Annotated in this window: 20 protein-coding genes; 11 read left to right on the forward strand and 9 right to left on the reverse strand. The window is 64.4% G+C overall.

Annotated elements, in window-relative coordinates; genetic code table 11:
• Positions 1-2: 2 nt before the first annotated feature.
• The 8 genes from bufB to ACQ4WP_RS02780 all read right to left on the reverse strand — a co-directional run bounded on the left by bufB (position 3) and on the right by ACQ4WP_RS02780 (position 7,634).
• Entirely contained in the window at positions 3-1,634 is a 1,632-nt protein-coding gene (bufB, locus tag ACQ4WP_RS02745) for an MNIO family bufferin maturase (RefSeq protein ID WP_436518567.1), read from the reverse strand.
• Positions 1,635-1,651: 17 nt separating this feature from the next.
• Positions 1,652-1,954 (reverse strand): BufA1 family periplasmic bufferin-type metallophore, encoded by a 303-nt coding sequence (locus ACQ4WP_RS02750; protein WP_436518568.1) that lies wholly within the window; start codon positions 1,952-1,954, stop codon positions 1,652-1,654.
• 283 nt (positions 1,955-2,237) lie between these two features.
• On the reverse strand, positions 2,238-2,438 hold the full coding sequence (locus ACQ4WP_RS02755; RefSeq protein WP_436518569.1) for a YjfB family protein: 201 nt from the start codon (positions 2,436-2,438) through the stop codon (positions 2,238-2,240).
• Between the two features lie 57 nt (positions 2,439-2,495).
• Positions 2,496-3,020 (reverse strand): molybdopterin-guanine dinucleotide biosynthesis protein B, encoded by a 525-nt coding sequence (gene mobB / locus ACQ4WP_RS02760; protein WP_436518570.1) that lies wholly within the window; start codon positions 3,018-3,020, stop codon positions 2,496-2,498.
• A gap of 145 nt (positions 3,021-3,165) precedes the next feature.
• Positions 3,166-4,608, reverse strand: coding sequence for an alkaline phosphatase family protein (locus tag ACQ4WP_RS02765; protein ID WP_436518571.1), 1,443 nt, complete (start codon positions 4,606-4,608; stop codon positions 3,166-3,168).
• A gap of 100 nt (positions 4,609-4,708) precedes the next feature.
• Positions 4,709-5,419 carry a general secretion pathway protein GspB gene (locus ACQ4WP_RS02770; RefSeq protein WP_436518572.1) on the reverse strand — a complete coding sequence of 237 codons (711 nt, stop codon included), beginning with the start codon at positions 5,417-5,419 and terminating at the stop codon, positions 4,709-4,711.
• A 1-nt stretch (position 5,420) separates the two neighbouring features.
• A complete protein-coding gene (locus ACQ4WP_RS02775; RefSeq protein ID WP_436518573.1) occupies positions 5,421-7,058 on the reverse strand; it encodes an ExeA family protein in 1,638 nt (545 codons plus the stop codon).
• Between the two features lie 51 nt (positions 7,059-7,109).
• A complete protein-coding gene (locus ACQ4WP_RS02780; protein ID WP_436518574.1) occupies positions 7,110-7,634 on the reverse strand; it encodes a hypothetical protein in 525 nt (174 codons plus the stop codon).
• Between the two features lie 416 nt (positions 7,635-8,050).
• Between ACQ4WP_RS02780 and ACQ4WP_RS02785 the strand changes: the two genes are divergently transcribed.
• Entirely contained in the window at positions 8,051-8,323 is a 273-nt protein-coding gene (locus tag ACQ4WP_RS02785; RefSeq protein ID WP_436518575.1) for a hypothetical protein, read from the forward strand.
• Positions 8,324-8,374: 51 nt separating this feature from the next.
• Here ACQ4WP_RS02785 and ACQ4WP_RS02790 read toward each other — a convergent pair whose 3' ends face one another.
• Positions 8,375-8,662, reverse strand: coding sequence for a hypothetical protein (locus tag ACQ4WP_RS02790; protein WP_034759823.1), 288 nt, complete (start codon positions 8,660-8,662; stop codon positions 8,375-8,377).
• 348 nt (positions 8,663-9,010) lie between these two features.
• Here ACQ4WP_RS02790 and ACQ4WP_RS02795 point away from each other — a divergent pair, with 348 nt between their 5' ends.
• The 10 genes from ACQ4WP_RS02795 (at position 9,011) to ACQ4WP_RS02840 (ending at position 19,830) form a co-directional block, all read left to right on the forward strand.
• Complete coding sequence (locus tag ACQ4WP_RS02795; RefSeq protein WP_436518576.1) at positions 9,011-9,883, forward strand: glucosamine kinase nucleotide-binding domain-containing protein; 873 nt, start codon at positions 9,011-9,013, stop codon at positions 9,881-9,883.
• A gap of 2 nt (positions 9,884-9,885) precedes the next feature.
• On the forward strand, positions 9,886-10,620 hold the full coding sequence (locus ACQ4WP_RS02800) for a GntR family transcriptional regulator (protein WP_219117950.1): 735 nt from the start codon (positions 9,886-9,888) through the stop codon (positions 10,618-10,620).
• Positions 10,617-11,729, forward strand: coding sequence for an N-acetylglucosamine-6-phosphate deacetylase (nagA, locus tag ACQ4WP_RS02805; RefSeq protein WP_436518577.1), 1,113 nt, complete (start codon positions 10,617-10,619; stop codon positions 11,727-11,729). Before ACQ4WP_RS02800 ends, nagA begins: the two co-directional genes overlap by 4 nt.
• On the forward strand, positions 11,719-12,732 hold the full coding sequence (locus ACQ4WP_RS02810; protein WP_071079063.1) for an SIS domain-containing protein: 1,014 nt from the start codon (positions 11,719-11,721) through the stop codon (positions 12,730-12,732). Before nagA ends, ACQ4WP_RS02810 begins: the two co-directional genes overlap by 11 nt.
• 131 nt (positions 12,733-12,863) lie before the next feature.
• Entirely contained in the window at positions 12,864-14,123 is a 1,260-nt protein-coding gene (locus ACQ4WP_RS02815; protein WP_436518578.1) for an ABC transporter substrate-binding protein, read from the forward strand.
• A gap of 7 nt (positions 14,124-14,130) precedes the next feature.
• Positions 14,131-15,000, forward strand: a complete 870-nt coding sequence (locus ACQ4WP_RS02820; RefSeq protein ID WP_436518579.1) for a carbohydrate ABC transporter permease — start codon at positions 14,131-14,133, stop codon at positions 14,998-15,000.
• Positions 15,001-15,013: 13 nt separating this feature from the next.
• A complete protein-coding gene (locus ACQ4WP_RS02825; RefSeq protein ID WP_353658576.1) occupies positions 15,014-15,850 on the forward strand; it encodes a carbohydrate ABC transporter permease in 837 nt (278 codons plus the stop codon).
• A gap of 26 nt (positions 15,851-15,876) precedes the next feature.
• Positions 15,877-17,205 (forward strand): MFS transporter, encoded by a 1,329-nt coding sequence (locus ACQ4WP_RS02830; protein WP_436518580.1) that lies wholly within the window; start codon positions 15,877-15,879, stop codon positions 17,203-17,205.
• Positions 17,206-17,219: 14 nt separating this feature from the next.
• Positions 17,220-18,353, forward strand: a complete 1,134-nt coding sequence (locus tag ACQ4WP_RS02835; RefSeq protein ID WP_436518581.1) for an ABC transporter ATP-binding protein — start codon at positions 17,220-17,222, stop codon at positions 18,351-18,353.
• Between the two features lie 160 nt (positions 18,354-18,513).
• A complete protein-coding gene (locus ACQ4WP_RS02840) occupies positions 18,514-19,830 on the forward strand; it encodes a tetratricopeptide repeat protein (RefSeq protein WP_436518582.1) in 1,317 nt (438 codons plus the stop codon).
• Positions 19,831-19,871 lie beyond the last annotated feature (41 nt).

Consider the following 19,871-nt stretch of genomic DNA (forward strand, 5'->3'; position numbering starts at 1 on the left):
CATTACGCTGCCAGCACCGCATGCGCCAGCCACTGGCGCAAGTGTGCCGCCAGGTCAAAGGCCGGGTCCCGCTCGAACACCACATCGAGCGCGGCACCAAATGTCTGTCCTTGCTGCAACGCCAGCAAGGCCGCGTGCGCGGCCGCATCCACTACCAGCACCTGCGCCTTCCAGCGCGGCCGGCACACCAGTGCCCAGCTAGCCACCTGCATATCCTGCGGAAACCTCCCCTGCCCTTCACTCTGCCCATCCCCCTCCTGATGCACCTGCCACAGGGCCGCCACTTGCCAGTTCGATGCCAGCAAGGCGCAAGCGGGATGCAAGGTCAAACGGCGTGCTTCCAGCTGATCGGGATGCAAGGCGGCCAGCGACTCGGGCGCCAGCGCCTGCGCATCGGACGCGTAATGGGCCAGGTGCACGGCCCATTCCAGGCGCGCCATGTCAGGCAGGTAGGGCAACTCGACCACGGGCGGGAACGCAGCGAGAAAATCGGCGAAACTGGTGCCAAACCGGTTCAAATCGGCGCTATCTGACGGATACTGGCGGCCATACGCGCGTGCCAGGCCAGCAAAGAAATCCTCGCCCACCAGCGCCAGCACGACGGGATAGGCGTGCGCCAGGGTGCGGCGCCAGGTGGCGCTCAAGTTGCCGCGATACAGTGAAAAACGCTGCGCTACCGCCTCTCCCGCGAACGATGGCAGGGCTGCCATCGTATCAAGCAAGGCCGTGGCAAACACTTGCTGACCGGCCACCAGCGTATCGGCAGGAGCAGCCGGCGGCGCCGCCAGCAGCGCTCCCTGCCATGGTGCCTGCGGCACATGGCGCGCCAGCATGGCCTGCGCCTTGTCCGCTTCGCCCAGCAGGATATCCAGCGGCGGTATATGCGTATCCCATTCGACCAGGGTGGGAATGGCGCCAAAGCGCAGCAAGGCGGCCGCATACAAGTCCCAGACAGGATCAGCCACGGCGGCGCCATGGTGGTCGATCACGGCGTGCGGCGTCAGCAAATGGCCGCCCAGGTGCAGCTCGCCCACGCTGCCCGGCGCGATGGACTGCATGGCCGTCAAGGCGTCTTCGCCGTGGTTGCACTGGTTCACATACAGGTTATTGATATCGAGCAGCAGCCCGCAGCCGCTACGGCGCGCCAGCTCCGCCAGGAATTGCGCCTCGCTCATGGCATCGTCGGCAAAGCGCAGGTAAGTGGAGACATTCTCCAGCAAGATCGGTCTTTTCAGCACCTCCTGCACGCGCCCCACTCTGGCGCACAGCAAATCCAGGGCGGCGCCATTCAAGGCCAGCGGCAACAGATCATTGAGTTGCCGTTGCGCCACGGCGCCCCAGCACAGGTGTTCCGACACGAGGGCCGGCTCGATGCGCTCCACCACGGCGCGCACACGCTGCAAATGGGCCTCGGAAAAGCCCCGCGCGGACCCCAGGCCCAGCCCCACGCCATGCAGGCTGAGCGGGTAATCCTGGCGCAGGGCATGCAACACATGACTATCCCAGCCCGACGGCTGCAGATAATTTTCGGTATGCACTTCCAGCCAGCCCACGCGAGGCCGGCGCGCCAGGAAGTCGTGGTAGTGCGCGGCGCGCAAGCCGACGCCGGCAAGCGCTCGAAGTGGCTGCGGCATGGGCAAGCGGCGAGAGCTTACGGCTGCGTGGCCGGTTTGGCGGCCTTGCCGGCCTTGATGGGCTTGACGGAGCCGCCCGCCTGTTCGCATGTGCCCTTGGCAACATAGGTCCATTCCGTGGGCAAGTTGTCCGCCTCCGCCTGGCCCGCGCAGGAATGCGCGCCATCGGACGAGGCACAATCGTTCTGCCCTGCCTTGGCCACGCCATAGCATTTTTCCTTGTCGGCGGGGGCGGGACCATCGTGCGCGGCCGCGCTGACGGTGGCGCCGGCACAGATGCCCGCGAGGGCGGCGGCGATGAGAGCTTGACGTTTGTTCATGGGAAATCCTCTTGCATGAGTCAAAGTAATCGGTAAGTCCTGACGGCACGCCCCGGGCTGCGCCATGGGCAACGCGAGGTGATGGACGTCATTTTACCGAATCGGCCGCGCCATGGCGAATCATGGTCAGTTAATCAACTTGATGGAGGCGGAAAGGAAGGCGGGAAATTCGGGCAGCGATGACGATTGCAGCGAAGAAAAACAAACACGCCCACGCCACCGTCGGCAGCGGTGGCGTGGGCATAGGTATCGCGAGCGCCGAACTGGCGCTACAGACCTGCATTCAGGCTGTCGTGTTGATGCGGTTACCGAGGTGAGCCGGCAGACTCGTCGCCGACTGTACTGGCGGCAGGGCTGCCAGCAAGGCAGTGGCAGTCGAACTTTGAATATCCTGGGCTTTTTTCAGGACAGCCAAACCGACGGCTTGCCGCGTGCCTGTCTCCGCCATCGTAGTTGACAGTTGAGCAATGCTTCCGACGTCCATACGTTTCTCCAATGAGGTTCTATCAGTATTAACGGATGGCTGCGGCAAACCTTTAGCTTATTTTTCCAGTCTGTGCAGCAGCCAGGCCAGCACTTGCTCGCGCGCATTCAAGTCCAGCCATTGCACGCCCTCGCGCAAGTCGGCCGGTGCCGGGCTGTCGGAGGCGACGGCGATCACCTGCGGGTCATGCGGATACAGGGGCGCCTGCCCCACTCCCGGGCGAAACACTTCCAGCTTGGGGATGGGGTCCGTCTTGAAGCCTTCCACCAGCGTCAGGTCTGCCGGCCCCATGCGAGCCAATTGCTGCGCCAGGCTCGGCTCGGGCGCGCCGCGCAGCTCATGCACGATGGCAAAACGATACGGCGACGCCACCAGCACTTCCGCCGCCCCCGCCAGGCGCAACCGGGCGCTGTCTTTTTGCGGCGGCTCCAGCGCCAGGTCATGGTGGCTGTGCTTGACCAGGTTGACGCGCAAGCCGCGCGCCGCCAGTTCCTTCACCACAAATTCCAGCAGGGTCGTCTTGCCGCTACCGGAACGGCCGATCACACCCAGTACCGGGTGGGCGGGCATCGCATCGTGCATGGTCACTCCTTGATTGAGAAGGAATGATTATACGCAGCCCCACCGGCGCCGGCGCCGTGCATTGCCCAGGTCAGCGCCCAGCTCATCGCCCAAGTCAAGCGCCACAGGATTTCCGCATGGCATCGCCTGTGGGACGGCGTCTGTCTCAACGGCCGCCGCCATCGAGCGTGCCCTTGCCGGACCGCGCATCGGCGTGCGCTGGCTTGCCGCCCTGCCGCCGGCGCCGGCCTGCCGGCCGGGTCGCTGTCTTGCCATTCGCCGTCTGTGCATTCCTGGCCGAGCGCGCCAATTGCCGGTGTGCGGCGACCACACCCGCTTCAGCCTCCGATTGCACGGGCACGGCGGCAGTGGCGGCCAACTCGCCAGCCAGCGCCAGCGGGGCGAATTCCTGCGCCCGCACCTCCGCTTCCCATGCGGCGCGCTGCACCAGCACCACGGCGGGCACGACCGGCGCCGCGCGGGGCTGGGCCAGGGTCAGCACCGCACCCAGGCCGCTGGCGGCTGCCACGCGCGCGCCCATCTGGGGCAAGGCGCCATCGGCGGCGCGGCAAAAGCGCTGCAAGATGGTCTTGATGATGGACGTGTGGTCGACCACCTCATGGCTGACGCTGCCCGGCGCGATCAGCGGCGACACCAGCAACATGGGCACGCGCACGCCGTACTGGCGAAACGCGGGCTCGTCGTCCACAGCGGCAGGCGGCGGCACATGGTCGAAAAATCCGCCGTGTTCGTCATAACTGAGGATCAGCAAGGTGCGCGCCCAGGCCGGTCCACGCGACAGGGCCTGGTAAACCTGCGCCACCAGTGCCTGGCCGGCGCGGATATCGGCCGGCGGATGGTCGTCATTGCCAAAGAAATGCGGATCGATCCAGCTGACCGAGGGCAAGGTGCCAGCCAGCGCATCGCCGATGAAGCCATAGCGGCGCCCGAAAGAGCCGAAAGGCTCGTAAAACTCGGACGAGCGGTAATGGTCGTCCGTCAGCGCCAGGCTCCAGGGTTTCCAGGCGGAATAAAATTTCCAGCTGACCATGGCATGCTCGAGGTGGCGCACGAAGGACTTGTTTGCATACTGGGGCACGCGCTTGCTGTCGCGGCTGCCGGCCGCCTTGCCGCTGATCGCATACAGGCGGTTGGGCCAGGTGGCGCCCGGCACGGAGCTGTAGCAGCGGTCGCAGACGCAGAACTGCTGCGCCAGGAAATCATACATGGGCAAGTCGGCCCCATTGTAGTACCCCATCACCAGGTCGATGTCGGGGTCGCCCGGATGCGTTTGTGCATAGTCGTCGATGAAGCCGCCGTTATTGTTTTGCAATTGCTGCGCCACCGACAGGCCCGTATGCGACGGGTCTTGCTGCGGGCCGAAGGCCGTGCGCCGCAAATGGTGCACGGGGTACGCCACGCCCGCGTGCAGGTTGGCATGGCTGGCCTGCAAGCCGTCGATGTCGGCGCGCCCGCCTTCCAGGCTCAGGTAGCCGAGCATGTGGTCGAACGAGCGGTTTTCCATCATCAGCACGACGATATGCTCGATGCGCGCCAGATTTTCCGGCGCATCCGCATCAAAGGCACCTTCACCAGCAGCAGCAATCATCGGAACTCCCCGGCCGCGCACACGGGCGCAGCGACCCTGGTTCGACCAGGCCAGGCCAGTATGGTTCAGCTATGGCGGCCCGGCCTTGATGCGCAACAAATCAATACGGCACGCGGTAGCGGTAGCCCTTGAAACTGAAGATGGCCGCCTTCGGCTGCAACTTTTCCAACACCAGGCCGGGCGCCAGTTCCTCGCCCTCGTGGCGCAAGACCTTGTCGATCAGCAACAGGCGGTCGGTCGGATTCTTCGAATAAATATAGCCGCCGATGGCGACCGGCGGGATTTGCCGCTGTATCGGCTCGGGCAAGTCGCGCATGCCGGGCACGCTTTCCTCGGCGCCAGGCGTGGGCGTGGAAGCGGGCGGCGCTGCAGGCATCGGAGCCACAACGGGCGGCGGTGCGACCTGGCCGGGCGTCTCTTGCCGGGGTTCCGCCACGGGCCTGGCATGGTGCACGGGCGCGGCGGTGGCCGCCGACGGCAGGGACGGGGCAGCCAGCGGCACAGGCGCCGGCGCGGGTACGGCTGGCGGGGCAGCGACGGGCACGGGTGCGGGCACGGCCTGGGCCAGCACGGCAGGGACGACAGCAGCGGCCGCAGGCGCAGCCGCACCCGCCTGCCAGGGCTGCCACAGCAGCAGCGCGGCAGCCACGGCCACGCTCACACCGCCCAGCGCCAGCCAGACGGGCGCGCGCCGCGCAGCAGAGGACGCTGCAGCAGCGTGCAGCTGCACTTGCGGTGCGTGGATCGAAGGCAACTCGCCCAATTGGCGCTCGGCCTGCGATTTTTTCAGTGCTTCAAGTATGTAGGACATCTTATTTCCCCGCCACCATCGCCGTCGCAGCGGGCGCTGCCACGGCAGGAGCTGCGCTGCTCAGGCGCGGCTCCGCGTTGTCACCCAGTTGCATCAGGCGTATGTACGTTTTCGGGCCCGCCAGGCCATCGGCCCGCAAGTTCTGGCTCTGCTGGAAAGCACGCAGCTGGCCTTGCATCTCGGCATCGAGCGACAGGTTGGCGGCCGGTGCCGGCAAGCCCCGCTGTTGCGCCAGGCGCTGCGCCAGCCAGTCCACATCGGCACCGCGGGCACCCTGCGGCACCTCGTCGCGCCAGCTGCGCGGGGCGCGCCAGAAAGTGGTGAAAATGCCATCGCTGCGCTGCGCCAGCTGGCCCAGGGGCAGGCTGAGTTGCTTACCGTCCAGCATCAGCGTAGCGGTCTCGCCCTGCAGCCGCGTCAGCAGCGCCAGCTGTTCCGCCCCTTGCCCATCGCGCAAGGCCAGCATGGCGGGACGGTCCAGCACGCGCAGTTCGGCGATGCCGCCCCGGCTGTGCAGGCAGCGCAGGCCGGCACGCGAACCCGCCTGGCAAGCATCGCCGGCAGGCAACTGCTCGCCCCACAGGGCGGCCAGCTGGCGCAGCACGGCGTTGCGGTCCGGCACGCTGGCGGGTGCGGACGCGGCCACCGCTGCGGACGCCGCCGGCACGGATGCGGCCAAGGCCGGTGCCGGCGCAGTGACCGCCGGTACGGGCACGCTGGCGTGCGGCATGAAATGCCATGCCAACGCAGCCGTGACCACGGCGCCGGCCAGCACGCCGGCCGCCACGTGCGGCCAGTGCAGGCCCCGTCCGACAGCCGGTTTCCCCTCTTCGGCAAACACTTCCTCGGCGGCACGGCGCAGTATCTGGCGCGTCACCTGCGGCTGGTTTTCCACGTAGGCACCCAGCAGCGCGCGGTCGCACAGCAGGTTGATGCGGCGCGGCACGCCGTGGCTCAAGGCATGGATCTGCGCCATCAGGCGGGGCGCGAACGGCGTCTGCGCCGTGCTGCCTGCCACGGCCAAGCGGTGGCGGATATAGCTGGCCGTTTCCTCGGCCGTCAGCGAGCCAAGGTGATAGCGGGCGATCACGCGCTGCGCCAGTTGCTCCAGCTCGGGCCGGGCCAGCATGGCGCGCAATTCCGGCTGGCCGATCAGGATGATCTGCAGCAGCTTGCGCTCGCTCGTTTCCAGGTTCGTCAGCAAACGCAGCTGCTCCAGCACGGCGGCGGACAGGTTTTGTGCTTCATCAATGATCAGCACATTGTTCTTGCCTTGTGCATGGCTGGCCAGCAGGTGTGCATTGATGGCGTCGACATAGCCTTTCACGCTGGCCACGCCGGGCGCCAGGGCGATGCGGAATTCCTCGCAGATCGACAGCAGCAATTCCTCGACGGACAGTTTCGGATTGAAGATATACGCCAGCTGGCAATTTTCCGGAATCTGCTCCATGAAGCAGCGGCACACGGTGGTCTTGCCGGCGCCGATTTCCCCCGTCAGCAGCACGAAGCCGCCGCCGCTGCCCACGCCATACAGCAGGTGCGCCAGCGCTTCGCGGTGGCGTTCACTCATGAACAGGTAGCGCGGATCGGGGGCGATCGAGAACGGCGATTGCTTGAGCTGGAAATAATGCGTGTACATGGAGACCCTGCGGATGAAACGATCAAAATGCGCGGCGGCAAGCCGATACCCTCATCGGGTGCGAGCGGGCGGCAACGGCTTGTATTTGGCGCAATACACTTTCGCCTTGCTACGGAAGTAGACGATTTTACTGCCAGGCACGGAAGCACGGACAGGAAAGGCGGAATTGTCGAGTTTATTGAAACGCAGGCCCGAGGCGCTGCGGATGGCCGGTTCCAGCTTTTCCGGCGTCGCGTCCGCTACCACGCCCATGAAGACGAGGGGACTGGTGTCGTCGCTGACGATCACGTCGGTTACGGGCGCGCCCCACAAGGTGGCGTCCGTGCGGAACCAGTAGGCGCCCCCTTCATGCTTGTAGGCAGGACCGAAGGCCGTCAGCAAATAGGCATAGAAGGCCTTGTTGTCGATCTGGTCGATGCACAGCACGGCATTGCCCACCACTTGCCCGAACGTGGACGGCGGTGCTTTTTGCTGCGCCAGCACGCCGGACACGGGTACACCGAAGGCCAGCAGGGCGAACGCCGCCAGCAGGGCCGGCGCACGCCACCGGCGCATCAATGAACGGCGCACGCGCATGATCAGCGCTTGCGCTCTTCTTTCTTGACCTTCTTGGCTTCCTTCTTCTCCTTCATGCTCTTGGCCGGTTCCTTCTTGGCTTCTTTCTTGCTGTCCTGTGCCTTGCTCATCATTTACTCCATACCTGGGCGAAAATGCCTGAGCCATTATGACACTCCCCCATGAAAATGCCACGTCATTTCCCCCATGCAATAAATCCCACCCCGGAAGCACAGGCAGCGCATGCGCTTATTTGCAAAAAGAGTTTTGCATTTTCATTTTATTATGTTTTAATACACGCAATTTATAAAAAGATATCATTTCGGTGCGGCATGACCAGCACTGGAGGCAAGCATACACACTGGGGACAGGACATGGGCCGGCATACGGCGGGACCATGTGTCATCGACGTACAGCCCTCGGCGGAAATAGACAATATGATGAGAAAGATGATCTTGCTGGGCGCGGCCCTGTCGCTCTGGGCCGCTGGCAACACGCATGCGGCGGGCACACCACCGATTCACGCGGCCACCTACCAGGCGGCGCCCGCCACCCTGGCCATGCGCCTGGCCAGTTTCCAGTCACCGGAAGGCAGCCTGCACGCCCCCACGCCGTATGAACCGAGCACGCAATCGCTGCTGCTGGTCGCCCTCGTGCTGCTGAGCCTGCGCATGCGCGTGCGCGCCAGCAGCGAAAAGTTCAGTACCTGACGTTAAAACGGCCGCACAAGGCGGCCGTTCCAGTCACGCGCGCGTGTCAGCCTAGTGCAGGCACAGGCGGCGGCGCGTCTTTTCGATCAGCGCTGCATCGTAGGGATACAGGTTCTCGATAAAGAACAATTCCGTTTCCGCCTCGTCTTCCAGGCACATTTCAATCATGACCGGGCCATCGCTTTCGCGGCCCAGGAAATCCTTCGGCCAGCGGTTCTTGCGGTGCGTGCGCATCATTTCCATGCCCAGCGCGGCCAGCGGCGCCGACACGCCGGCGGCCAGCGCCTCTTGCTGCCAGTCGTCCCAGTACTCGCTCTTTGCTGCCTTGTCGTTCATCATGCTCTTCCAACTCAGATGTAAAAGGCGGACTTTACTCTTCATGGCGCGCCTTGCCAAGCATGCATACAAGCAATACCACAGTGCGCGGCACAGACCACCCGGGAAAAATTGGCATTAAACAAGGCCAATTTCAATACCATTCACGGCACACAAAAACTCCTTTATTAACAATTACTTGCAATCATTCCCTCGGGCATGGCGCGCCATCGCACAAGGCATTTATCAATACCACTTAAATACCTGTTGACAAGCCATCGAGGCGACAATATAGTGCCTTCAGCTTTTTCGCCGCCCGACAAATAAAAGAACCGAGACAGGCGCAATCAACCAAACGCGGGACTGCATAACATGATCGAATACATAATCGGCGTCGACGGCGGGGGAAGCGGCACTCGCGTACGCCTGGCGCGCCTCGATGGCCAGGAGCTGGCGCAGGGACAAAGCGGCCCATCCGGCCTGGGATTGGGCATCGAACGGGCCTGGACGTCCGTGGCGCATGCCGTCACCCTGGCCTTCCGCGCCGCCGGCCTGGAACAGCCGCCGCTGCAGCGCATGGCCATCGGCCTGGGCCTGGCCGGCGTGCACAACAAGCAGTGGGCCGCCAGCTTCATCGAACACAATCCCGGCTATGCCTTTGTCGCACTCGAATCGGATGCCCTGACCACCCTGCTGGGCGCGCATGCCGGCCAGCCGGGCGCCATCGTCGCCATCGGCACCGGCAGCGTGGGCGAAGTGTTGCACGCGGACGGCAGCCGTCACGAAGTAGGCGGCTGGGGCTTCCCCTCCGGCGACGAAGCGGGCGGCGCCTGGATCGGCATGCGCGCCGTCAACCACGCGCAGCAAGTGGTCGACGGGCGCGTGCCCGGCAGCGCCTTCGCCACGGCCGTCATCGAGGCCTGCGGCGGCCAGCGCGACGCCATGCAGGTGTGGCTGGCGGCCGCCAGCCAGACCACTTTCGCGCAACTGGCGCGGCTGGTGCTCGAACACGCGGCCACCAATGTAGTGGCACGCACCATCCTGATGGGCGCGGGCCAGCAGATCGCCCTCATCGCCAGGGCGCTCGACCCGGCCGGCACCTTGCCCGTGGCCCTGTGCGGCGGCCTGGCGGCACCGTTGTCGGCCTACCTGCCGGCGGCATTGTTGCAACTGGTCGTGCCGGCACAGGGCGACTCGGCGGCAGGCGGCCTGCGCCTGATACGCAAGCACTTGCAGGAGCAATGACCATGCTGGCCAAACTGTCCGCCTTCAAACCCAATCCGGCCAGCGACACGCCGCTCTACATGCAACTGGCGAACATGCTGTCGGACGGCATCGCCAGCGGCGACTGGCGCGCCAACCAGGCTTTGCCTTCGGAGCGCGTGCTGTCGGAAATCCTGGAAATCTCGCGCGTCACGGCGCGCAAGGCCATCGACATGCTGTGCGACCGGGGCATGCTGACGCGCAAGCGCGGCTCGGGCACCTACATCACGCCCAAGCTGGAGCAGCCGCTGTCGCGCCTGACGAGCTTTTCGGAAGAATTGCGCCAGCGGGGCTTCACGGCCGGCTCGCGCTGGCTGCAGCGCGATATCGGCGCGGCCGCGCCACTGGAACTGCTGTCGCTGGGCCTGTCGCCGCACATGCCGGTAGCGCGCCTGCGCCGTTTGCGCACGGCCGATGACGTGGTGATGGCGATCGAGACGACCACCATCCCCGCCCTGTACATGCCGGACCCGCAGCAGGTGACCGATTCGCTGTACGGCTACCTGGAGTCGCGCGGCACCATCCCGATGCGCGCGCTGCAGCATATCCGCGCCGTCAACGCCACGGCGGAACAGGCCAAGCTGGCCAATATCAAGACGGGTGAAGCCATGCTGCACATCACCCGTGTCAGTTATCTCGACAACGGCGCAGCGGTGGAACTGACCCACTCGTATTGCCGCAGTGATTATTATGAATTCGTAGCGGAGTCGCGCAGATGAGCAGCACTATCAAAGGCAATATCCTTACCCCCGGCGGCTGGATCCACGGCGCCATCGCCTTCGGCGAGCGGGTCGACAGCATCACGGGCAATTCCCTCCACCCGTCGAACAACAGCGACGATTATATTTTGCCCGGTTTTATCGACCTGCACGTGCATGGCGGCGCCGGCAAGGACATCATGGAAGGCGGCGACGCCGTCTACACCATCGCGGCCATCCATGCGCGCCACGGCACCACCAGCCTGCTGGCCACCACCATGACGGCGCCGCCGGAAGATATCGACATGGCCCTGACGGCCATCGGCATCGCCGCCAACCACCGCCGTCCGAACACGGCGCGCGTGCTGGGCGCCCACCTGGAAGGCCCGTACATCAATTCCGGCAAGCTCGGTGCGCAGCCCAACTACGCGCGCGCCGCCACGCTGGCCGAAATCGAACGCCTGCAAACCCTGGCCAAGCTGCGCGTCATCACCGTGGCGCCGGAAATCGCCGGCCACCTGGAACTGGTGCGCTCGCTGGCCGACGCCGGCGTGCGCGTGCAGATCGGTCACACGCTCGGTTCGTATGAAGATGGCGTGGCCGCGCTGGAACACGGCGCCATGGGTTTCACGCACCTGTTCAACGCCATGAGCGGCCTGCATCACCGCGAGCCTGGCATGGTCGGCGCCGCCCTGGCGCACGCCGAGTACGCCGAACTGATACCCGACCTGCTGCATGTGCATCCGGGCGCCATCAAGGTGGCCCTGCGCGCCATCCCGCGCCTGTACTGCGTCACCGATTCGACCGCCGCCACCGGCATGCCGGACGGCGAATACATGCTGGGCCGCCACGCCGTGCAGAAATGCATGGGCGGCGTACGCCTGCCCGACGGCACCCTGGCGGGCAGCACCCTGACCCTGGACCAGGCGCTGCGCAACCTGGTGGGACTGGGACTGGATCTGGCCGACGCGTCCAAGCGCGTGTCGACCAACGCCGCCGATTACCTGGGCCTGGAAGAACGTGGCCGGCTGGCCCCCGGTACTTACGCCGATCTGGTGGTACTCGATCGCGATCTCAAACTCAAAGCTGTGTATATAGAAGGAGAAATCTGTGACCTCAATGATGCTTAAAGAAGCCATTTCCGCCGCCGAATGCGTCGCCCTGCAACTGGCCAGCGACACGGAACGCTACGCGGAACTGGGCCGCAAATTGAGGAGCACCTCATTCTCGACCGCGCTGACCATCGCGCGCGGCAGCTCGGATCACGCCTGCAACTACGTCGCCTATCTGATCATGGCGCGCCTGGGCCGTGTCGTCGCTTCGCTGCCGATGTCGCTGGTGACCCTGAACAAGTCGCCGCTGGTGACGCGCGACACCCTGGCCATCTCGATTTCGCAATCGGGACAGAGCCCGGACGTGGTCGAACCGATCCGCTACTTCCGCGACGGCGGCGCCACCACCGTGGCCCTCGTCAACGATATCGATTCGCCGCTGGCGCACGCCGCCGAATGGGCCATGCCCCTGCGCGCGGGCAAGGAACAAAGCGTCGCCGCCACCAAGAGCTTCATTACCAGCCTGGTCGCGGGCGCGCGCATGGTGGCACAGTGGCAGAACGACCCCGAGCTGCAGGCTGGCCTGGAAGCACTGCCCGAAGCGCTGCTCGAAGCGACCCGCGTCGACTGGTCTCCGGCGATTGACGTGCTGGCGCCGGCGCGCAACATCATGGTCGTGGGCCGCGGCATCAGCTTCCCCGTGGCGCTGGAAGCGGCATTGAAATTCAAGGAAACCTCGGCCCTGCAGGCGGAGGCCTTCAGCGGCGCCGAAATCAAGCACGGCCCGATGGCCCTGATCGAAGACGGCTACCCGCTGCTGATTTTCGCCACGCGCGGCCCGACCCAGGCCGGCCTGCTGCAGCTGGCCACGGAAATGCGCGGCCGCGGCGCCAAGGTCTTGCTGGCGGCCCCCGCCGACGTGGCCGAGCGCGACCTGACCCTGCCCGTGGCGGCCACGCCGGATCTCGACCCTATCGTCGCCATCCAGTCCTTCTACGTGATGGCGGCAAAACTGTCGGCCGCGCGCGGCATGGACCCGGATGCGCCGCGCCATTTGAGCAAGGTCACGAAGACCAACTAAGCAGTATCGGCAGCTGCGTCCCCGGCACGGGGCGCAGCTGCCGGCAGCAGCACCCGAATATAAGCGACGGCAAGGGCATGTACCCGCGCTGCGGACTCATGGACATTGGAGCGCCACGCTCCAGGATAAAAATGACGATCAAGAGACTGTTGGCAGTGTTTGCCTGCGCGGGCCTGCTCGCGCCACAGGCATGGGCTGCCGAGAAAATCGAATTCTGGACCTTCAGCATGAAGCCCAAGTTCACGCCGTATTTCAATGCGGTGGTGGCGCGCTATGAGGCGCAGAATCCCGACGTCAAGATCGAATGGATAGACTTCCCGTGGGACGTCATCCAGACCAAGCTGGTCACGCGCATCGTGGCCGGCACGCCGCCCGCACTGGTCAGCCTGAACGTGCCCTGGGCCGACGAATTTGCGCGCGACGGCTTGCTCACGCCCGTCGATGGCCTGATCGCGGAGGCGCGCGCCAACTACATTCCCAGCGCCCTGGACGACTTGCGCTTCAAGGGCCGCACCTACGGTTTTCCCATGTACAGCAATGTCGCGGTGATCGCCTTCAATACCGCCATTTTCAAGCAGGCGGGCCTCACGCGCGGCCCCGCCAGCCTCGATGAACAGCTGGCGTTCGCACGCCAGATCGCGCAACGCACGGGCAAGGCCGGCATCGCCCCCGCCCTCTCTAAAATCGACGGCCTGTTCATGCAGCAAGGCCTGGCCGTGATCCAGGACAAGCGCGCCGTCTTCAATTCGCCGCAGCACGTGGCGCTGGTGCAAAAGCTGGCCGACACTTATAAAGTGGGTGGCCTGCTGAAGGAAAGCCTGTTCGCCGAAGATAATTTCCCGGCCGTGATCGACGCCTACAAGGGCGGCCGCCTGGGCATGCTGCTGGCGCCGCCGACGGCCATGCAGCGCATCCGCGGCGACGCAAAGGACATCTACGCCATCACCGACGTGGCGCCCGCGCCGCTGGGCCCCACCGGCATCGCCGATGGCGGCTGGCTGGTGCACTTCGCCATTCCAAAAGGCGTGCCGGCGCGCCAGCTGCCATCGGTCGGCAAGTTCGCGCGCTTCCTGACGAACGACGCCAACCAGCTGGCCTTCGCCAGACAGGCCAGCGTCTTTCCCACCACCGTCAAGGCAGCCGCCGACCCGTTTTTCCTCGCCACGCCGCAGAACGCGGGCGCGGCCGAAAAGGCGGTGGCTGCCGGCGCCCTGTCGATGGGCCACTCGCGCACCCTGTACGTGGCCGGCATCGACGACTACGACGAATTGCGCCGCTCGCTGGTAAAGGCCGTCGAGGCGGGCGTGACGGGCAAGCAGGATGTGAAGCAGGCGCTGGATCAGGCCGTCGCCATCTGGAACCGCAAGCTGGCCACCCTGCCGCGTCACTGAGGACACCATGAAACTCGCCCACCGCCACACCGTGCAAGCCTGGCTGTTCCTGACCCCGGCCCTGCTGCTGCTGGCCGCCTTTTCCTTCTGGCCCGTCGGCTACGGCTCCGTGCTGGCCTTCACCGACTACAGCCTGATACGCGAGACGCGCTTCGTCGGCCTGGATAATTTCCGCTACATTTTCAATAACGAGATGTTCGTCTCGGGCCTGAAAAACTCGCTGATGTTTTTGCTGATGGTGCCCTTTGTGCAGGTAGGCGCCATCGTGCTGGCCGTACTGGTCAACAACCGCCTGCCCGGCATCCGTTTGTTCCGCGCCGCCTTCTACGTGCCGGTGGTGACCACCGTTTCCGTCGTCGGCATCATGTGGGGCTTCATGTTCCACGAGCAGGGTGCGCTCAATTACGTGATGCTGACCCTGAAACTCGTGAACGCGCCCGTGGGCTGGCTGACGAACGACAGCCTGGCCCTGTTCGCCGTGATGTTCGTCACCCTGTGGCGCGGCCTGGGCTGGTACATGGTGATGTACCTGGCGGCCCTGCAATCGATTCCGTCGGACATGCAGGAAGCGGCCATGCTCGATGGCGCCAACCGCTGGCAGCGTTTCTGGAAAATCACCGTGCCGATGCTGCGCCCGACCATCATGCTGTGCTCCATCCTGTCCGTGCTGGCAGCCTTGAAGGCATACCAGGAAGTCGACGTGCTGACCCAGGGCGGGCCGATGAATTCCACCTTCACGGCGCTGTATTACGCCTACGATCAGGGCCTCAAGCACTTGAAACTGCCGCGCGCGCTGGCGGCCAGTTTCGTCGTCTCGCTGTTCTGCATAGGCATCGCCCTGCTGTGCCTGCGCTATTTGAAACCGAAGCACCGCTGACAGGGGAATGACCATGAAAACCCGCTCCCGCCCCCTGAAAACGCGCCTGCAAATACTGGGCCACTATGCCGTGCTGTGCGCGATCGCCGTCGTCTGCGTCTTCCCGTTCTGGTGGACCCTGGTGACGGCCATCTCCACGGAAGGCAATATCTTCGCCTTCCCGCCCACTTTCTGGCCAAAGGCCCCGTCCTTCGACAACTTCATCGAAGTCTTCCAGGCCATCCCGATCTGGTCGTTTTTCAAAAACTCGGTGCTGATCGCCGTGTTCACCGTGTTCTGGAAACTGCTGCTGTGCTCACTGGCCGCGTATCCGCTGGCGCGCCTGAAATTCCGCGGCCGCAAGCTGGTGTTCGGCCTGATCCTGGCCACCCTGGTGCTGCCGTCGGAAGTGAATTTCCTCGTCAACTTCATCACCATCACGCAAATGAGCCTGGTCGACACTTACACAGGCGTGATCCTGCCCAACGTGGTGACGGCCGTGGCCATTTTGCTGCTCAAGCAGGCGTTCGAGGAAGTGCCGCAAGACCTGATCGACGCGGCGCGTGTCGATGGCGCTTCCGAGTGGGTCATCTTCAGCCGCATCATGCTGCCCCTGATTACGCCATGGCTGGCCACCGTCGGCATCCTGACGGCCGTCGAATCGTGGAATGAATACATCTGGCCCTCCATCGTCATGAGCAAACCCGATGAATTCCCGCTCTCTGTCGGCGTGCTGTATTTGCGCGGCACCTTCGGCAGCAGCACGCGCGTGATCGCCGCCGGCACCCTGATCACCATCGTGCCGACCCTGCTCGCCTTCCTGTTTACCCAACGCTTCTTCATGCGCGGCATGGACGGCGCAGTCAAATGAAAACGTCTCTCAATAAGGAAGCCTCCATGCACGACAAGCGCATCAGCATCAGCAAGAAAGCACGCAGCCCGATTTCCTGGGTGCCCACCTTGTACTTCGCCCAGGGCCTGCCGTTCTACGCCGTGGCCCTGGTGGCCGGCCTGATGTTCAAGAGCATGGGCGTGCCGAACGACCAGATCGCCCGCTGGACGGGCCTGATCGGCTTTGCCTGGGTCTTCAAGTCGCTGTGGAGCCCCTTCCTGGAACTGGCGTCGAGCAAGAAAACCATGGTGGTGCTGTTCCAGTTCGCGGGTGGCCTGAGCCTGGGCCTGATCGCGCTGGCGCTGCAAACGCCGCTGTGGTTCGCCGCCTGCATCGCCGTGCTGTTCGTCGCCGCGCTGGCCTCGTCCACACACGACATCGTCTGCGACGGCCTGTATATCGCCAGCCTGTCGGACAAGCAGCAGGCCGCCTACGCGGGCTGGCAAGGCGCCTTCTTCAATGCCGGCAAATTCATCTCGCTGGGCGGCCTGGTGATCCTGGCCGGCTACCTGGAGAAAAAAATCGGCATCAAGCCCGCATGGTCGGTGATCTTCCTGATCATCGGCGCCATGATGCTGTCGCTGGCCGCGTATCACCTGTGGGCGCTGCCCCAGGTGCGCAATGCGGCCGTGGCCGACAAGAGCGTGGCAGGCGTCAGCCGCACCCTGTGGGACGTGCTGGTGGACTTCCTGAAAAAGCCCGGCATCTGGGGTATGATCGCCTTCATCATCCTGTTCCGCGCCGGCGAGGCGCAAGTGCAGACTATCGGCCCGCTGTTCCTGCGCGAAGCGCGCGAACTTGGCGGCCTGGGCCTGTCGACGACGGAAGTGGGCGCCGTGTACGGCACGGCCGGCACCGTCGCCTTTTTGCTGGGCAGCATAGGCGGCGGCTACTTCACATCGTGGCTGGGCCTGAAGCGCGCCATGTTCTTCCTGATCCTGGCCATGAACCTGCCGAACCTGGTGTTCTACTACCTGAGCCACAGCATGCCGACCGATTTGACCCTGATCACGGCCGCGCTCAGCGTGGAAATGTTCGGCTATGGCTTCGGCTTCGTCGGCCTGATCCTGTTCATGATGCAGGTGGTTTCCGTCGGCAAGTACCAGACGGCCCACTATGCGTTTGCCACCGGCGTGATGCAGCTGGGTTTCGTGCTGTTCAAGATGATCAGCGGCGACATCCAGACGGCGCTGGGCTACAAGACCTTTTTCCTGTGGGTGCTGGTGTCGGCCGTGCCCGTCTTGATCCTGTCGCGCTTCATGCGCATCGGACCAAAGGCCCCCTCCGACCAGGCTGATGCCGGCGCCACGTCCGCGCCGGCCAGCGCAAGCTAGGAATCACACAGTCCATGGCACACATCGTTTTAAAGAATATCGTCAAGCTGTACGACGACAAGCACCCGGTCATCCACGGCATCGACCTCGATATCCGCGACGGCGAATTCGTCGTCTTCGTGGGGCCGTCCGGCTGCGGCAAATCGACCCTGCTGCGCATGATCGCCGGGCTGGAAGACATCACGGACGGCGAGCTGCATATCGGCGGCAAGCTGGCCAACGATATCGCGCCGGCCGAGCGGGGCCTGGCCATGGTCTTCCAGAGCTACGCCCTGTATCCGCACATGACGGTGTACGAGAACATGGCCTTCTCCCTGAGCCTGGCCGGGCACAAGAAGGCCGAGGTGCGCGCCGCCGTCGAGCGCGCGGCCGAGATCCTGCAAATCACGCCACTATTGAAACGCAAGCCGAAAGACCTGTCGGGCGGCCAGCGCCAGCGCGTGGCCATCGGCCGCGCCATCGTGCGCAAACCCAAGGTGTTCCTGTTCGACGAACCGCTGTCGAACCTCGATGCCTCCTTGCGCGTGCAGATGCGGGTGGAAATTTCGCGCCTGCACCAGGAACTGAAAACCACCATGATCTACGTCACGCACGACCAGGTCGAGGCGATGACCCTGGGCGAGCGCATCGTCGTCTTCAACGGCGGGCGCATCGAGCAGGTGGGCAGTCCGCACGAACTGTATAACCGTCCCGGCAACCTGTTCGTGGCCGGCTTCCTGGGCGCGCCGAAGATGAACTTCGTCGCCTGCGAGGCCGTCGCCTGCGGTCCCGGCTCGGTGGCCGTGCGCCTGCCCGGCGGCACCGTGATCGAGGTCGAGGCGCACGGTGATGGCGTGGCGCCGGGCGAGCAACTGACCCTGGGCGTGCGCGCCGAGCATGTCGTCCTGCAGCACGGGGAGACGGCGAACAACAACGTGATCGGGGCCAGTGTCAGCCATGTCGAATACCTGGGTGACGTGGCCATCGTCTACGCCAGCATGCCGGGCGTGGCAGAGATGCTGGCCGTCAAGCTGCCGGCCGAGGATGGCTTGCGCCAGGCGGGCGACGCCATGCGCCTGCATCTGCCGCCGCAGCGCTGCCTGCTGTTCGATGCCAAAGGGCAAGCACTCGCGCGCACGTTTGCCGCACCAGCCCAGCAGTTTATGTGACAATAGCCGCTCTGTATCATGCCGCTTCTGTTTGACTTATGCAGGCAGACTGGCAGAAATGTGTTTTTTCGAGCTTCCTTGCCCCTCTGGCAATGCCACTGCACGATGTTGCGGCTGCCACTGCAGGTGCGTATTTTTGTTATTGATTGAAGGATAACCCATGTCCCAATTCCGTCTTGCCCGTCTTAGCCTGATCCTGGCCGCCATCGGCCTGAACGTCCTGCCAGCCCTGTCGCACGCGCAGGATGCCAAGCCAGCCGCTGCCGCCGGTGCGCCCGCCGCCGTGCCCGCAGACACGGTGCGCCCTGAAGTGTTCAAGCTGCTCGATCCGACCGTCGTGAAGGCCTCGATGGATGCCAAAAACTACGCCGACGTGCAAAGCCGCATCGACCAGGCTGCCGCCATTCCCGCCCTGACGCCGTATGAAACGTTCGTGCTGAACCGCCTGCGCGTGGCGCTGGCTTCGACCACCAACAATGCACCGATGGCCATGACGGCGCTGGAAGCGGTGATCGAATCGGGCAAGCTGGACAAAAAAGCCCAGGGCGACTTCATCCAGGCCTTGGCGAACTACCACTATAACGCCAAGGATTATCCGAACGCCATCAAATGGTTCACGCGTTACCAGACGGAAACAGGCGACGTGGCTACCGTGCGCCCCTACATCATCCGCGCCTATTACTTCAGCAACGATTTCGCGCGCGCCAAGCAGGAACTGATGGCCGACGTGACGGCCAAGCAGCAAGCGGGCAAGACGCCGAGCATCGAAGAATTGCAATTGCTGGCCAACACGGGCTCGAAGAGAAAGGATCCGGCCACCTACCTGGTCGCCATGGAAAACCTGGTGCGCTACTACCCGTCGGACGACTACTGGACCGACCTGCTGGGCCGTCTGCAGGGCAAGGCCGGCTATTCGGACCGCTTCGCGCTGGACGTGCTGCGCCTGCAATTCAAGGCCGTCGACACCATGCCGCCGCAAGATTACAGCGACATGGCTGAAATTGCCCTGCAGAACGCCTTCCCGACGGAAGCGAAAAAAATTCTCGACGCGGGCTTTGCCAAAGGCGTGCTGGGCACGGGGGCGAATGCCGCCAAGCACAAGAAACTGCGCGACCAGGCCAACAAGGCAGCTGCCGACGATGCGAAAAATATCGCCAGCGGCGAAGCCTCGGCCATGAAGAGCAAGGATGGTACGGGCTTGATCAACCTGGGCTACGCCTTCGTGACGATGGACCAGTTCGACAAAGGTATCGACCTGATCCAGAAAGGCATCGCCAAGGGCGGCTTGAAGCGTGCTGAAGACGCCAAACTGCGCCTCGGCTATTCCTACGCCATGGCGGGCAAGAAAGACGACGCCATCAAGGTACTGGAAACGGTCAAGGGCGGCGACGGCGTGGGCGACCTGGCCCGCTACTGGATCCTGTGGCTGAACCGTCCTGCTACGGCAGCGGCGGCTCCGGCAGCAGCGGCACAGTAATTCCGGCTCCCTCAAGCATGCGCAAGGCAGTTCCCGGCTCA

Source organism: Janthinobacterium lyxosi, from assembly GCF_051380665.1.
Lineage (GTDB): Bacteria > Pseudomonadota > Gammaproteobacteria > Burkholderiales > Burkholderiaceae_D > Janthinobacterium.

Excerpts from the sequence above, each read along its gene's own strand:
- bufB (WP_436518567.1), bottom strand. The coding sequence starts at position 1,634 with ATGCCGCAGCCACTTCGAGCGCTTGCCGGCGTCGGCTTGCGCGCCGCG.
- ACQ4WP_RS02750 (WP_436518568.1), bottom strand. The coding sequence starts at position 1,954 with ATGAACAAACGTCAAGCTCTCATCGCCGCCGCCCTCGCGGGCATCTGT.
- ACQ4WP_RS02755 (WP_436518569.1), bottom strand. The coding sequence starts at position 2,438 with ATGGACGTCGGAAGCATTGCTCAACTGTCAACTACGATGGCGGAGACA.
- mobB (WP_436518570.1), bottom strand. The coding sequence starts at position 3,020 with ATGCACGATGCGATGCCCGCCCACCCGGTACTGGGTGTGATCGGCCGT.
- ACQ4WP_RS02765 (WP_436518571.1), bottom strand. The coding sequence starts at position 4,608 with ATGATTGCTGCTGCTGGTGAAGGTGCCTTTGATGCGGATGCGCCGGAA.
- ACQ4WP_RS02770 (WP_436518572.1), bottom strand. The coding sequence starts at position 5,419 with ATGTCCTACATACTTGAAGCACTGAAAAAATCGCAGGCCGAGCGCCAA.
- ACQ4WP_RS02775 (WP_436518573.1), bottom strand. The coding sequence starts at position 7,058 with ATGTACACGCATTATTTCCAGCTCAAGCAATCGCCGTTCTCGATCGCC.
- ACQ4WP_RS02780 (WP_436518574.1), bottom strand. The coding sequence starts at position 7,634 with ATGCGCGTGCGCCGTTCATTGATGCGCCGGTGGCGTGCGCCGGCCCTG.
- ACQ4WP_RS02785 (WP_436518575.1), top strand. The coding sequence starts at position 8,051 with ATGATGAGAAAGATGATCTTGCTGGGCGCGGCCCTGTCGCTCTGGGCC.
- ACQ4WP_RS02790 (WP_034759823.1), bottom strand. The coding sequence starts at position 8,662 with ATGATGAACGACAAGGCAGCAAAGAGCGAGTACTGGGACGACTGGCAG.
- ACQ4WP_RS02795 (WP_436518576.1), top strand. The coding sequence starts at position 9,011 with ATGATCGAATACATAATCGGCGTCGACGGCGGGGGAAGCGGCACTCGC.
- ACQ4WP_RS02800 (WP_219117950.1), top strand. The coding sequence starts at position 9,886 with ATGCTGGCCAAACTGTCCGCCTTCAAACCCAATCCGGCCAGCGACACG.
- nagA (WP_436518577.1), top strand. The coding sequence starts at position 10,617 with ATGAGCAGCACTATCAAAGGCAATATCCTTACCCCCGGCGGCTGGATC.
- ACQ4WP_RS02810 (WP_071079063.1), top strand. The coding sequence starts at position 11,719 with ATGATGCTTAAAGAAGCCATTTCCGCCGCCGAATGCGTCGCCCTGCAA.
- ACQ4WP_RS02815 (WP_436518578.1), top strand. The coding sequence starts at position 12,864 with ATGACGATCAAGAGACTGTTGGCAGTGTTTGCCTGCGCGGGCCTGCTC.
- ACQ4WP_RS02820 (WP_436518579.1), top strand. The coding sequence starts at position 14,131 with ATGAAACTCGCCCACCGCCACACCGTGCAAGCCTGGCTGTTCCTGACC.
- ACQ4WP_RS02825 (WP_353658576.1), top strand. The coding sequence starts at position 15,014 with ATGAAAACCCGCTCCCGCCCCCTGAAAACGCGCCTGCAAATACTGGGC.
- ACQ4WP_RS02830 (WP_436518580.1), top strand. The coding sequence starts at position 15,877 with ATGCACGACAAGCGCATCAGCATCAGCAAGAAAGCACGCAGCCCGATT.
- ACQ4WP_RS02835 (WP_436518581.1), top strand. The coding sequence starts at position 17,220 with ATGGCACACATCGTTTTAAAGAATATCGTCAAGCTGTACGACGACAAG.
- ACQ4WP_RS02840 (WP_436518582.1), top strand. The coding sequence starts at position 18,514 with ATGTCCCAATTCCGTCTTGCCCGTCTTAGCCTGATCCTGGCCGCCATC.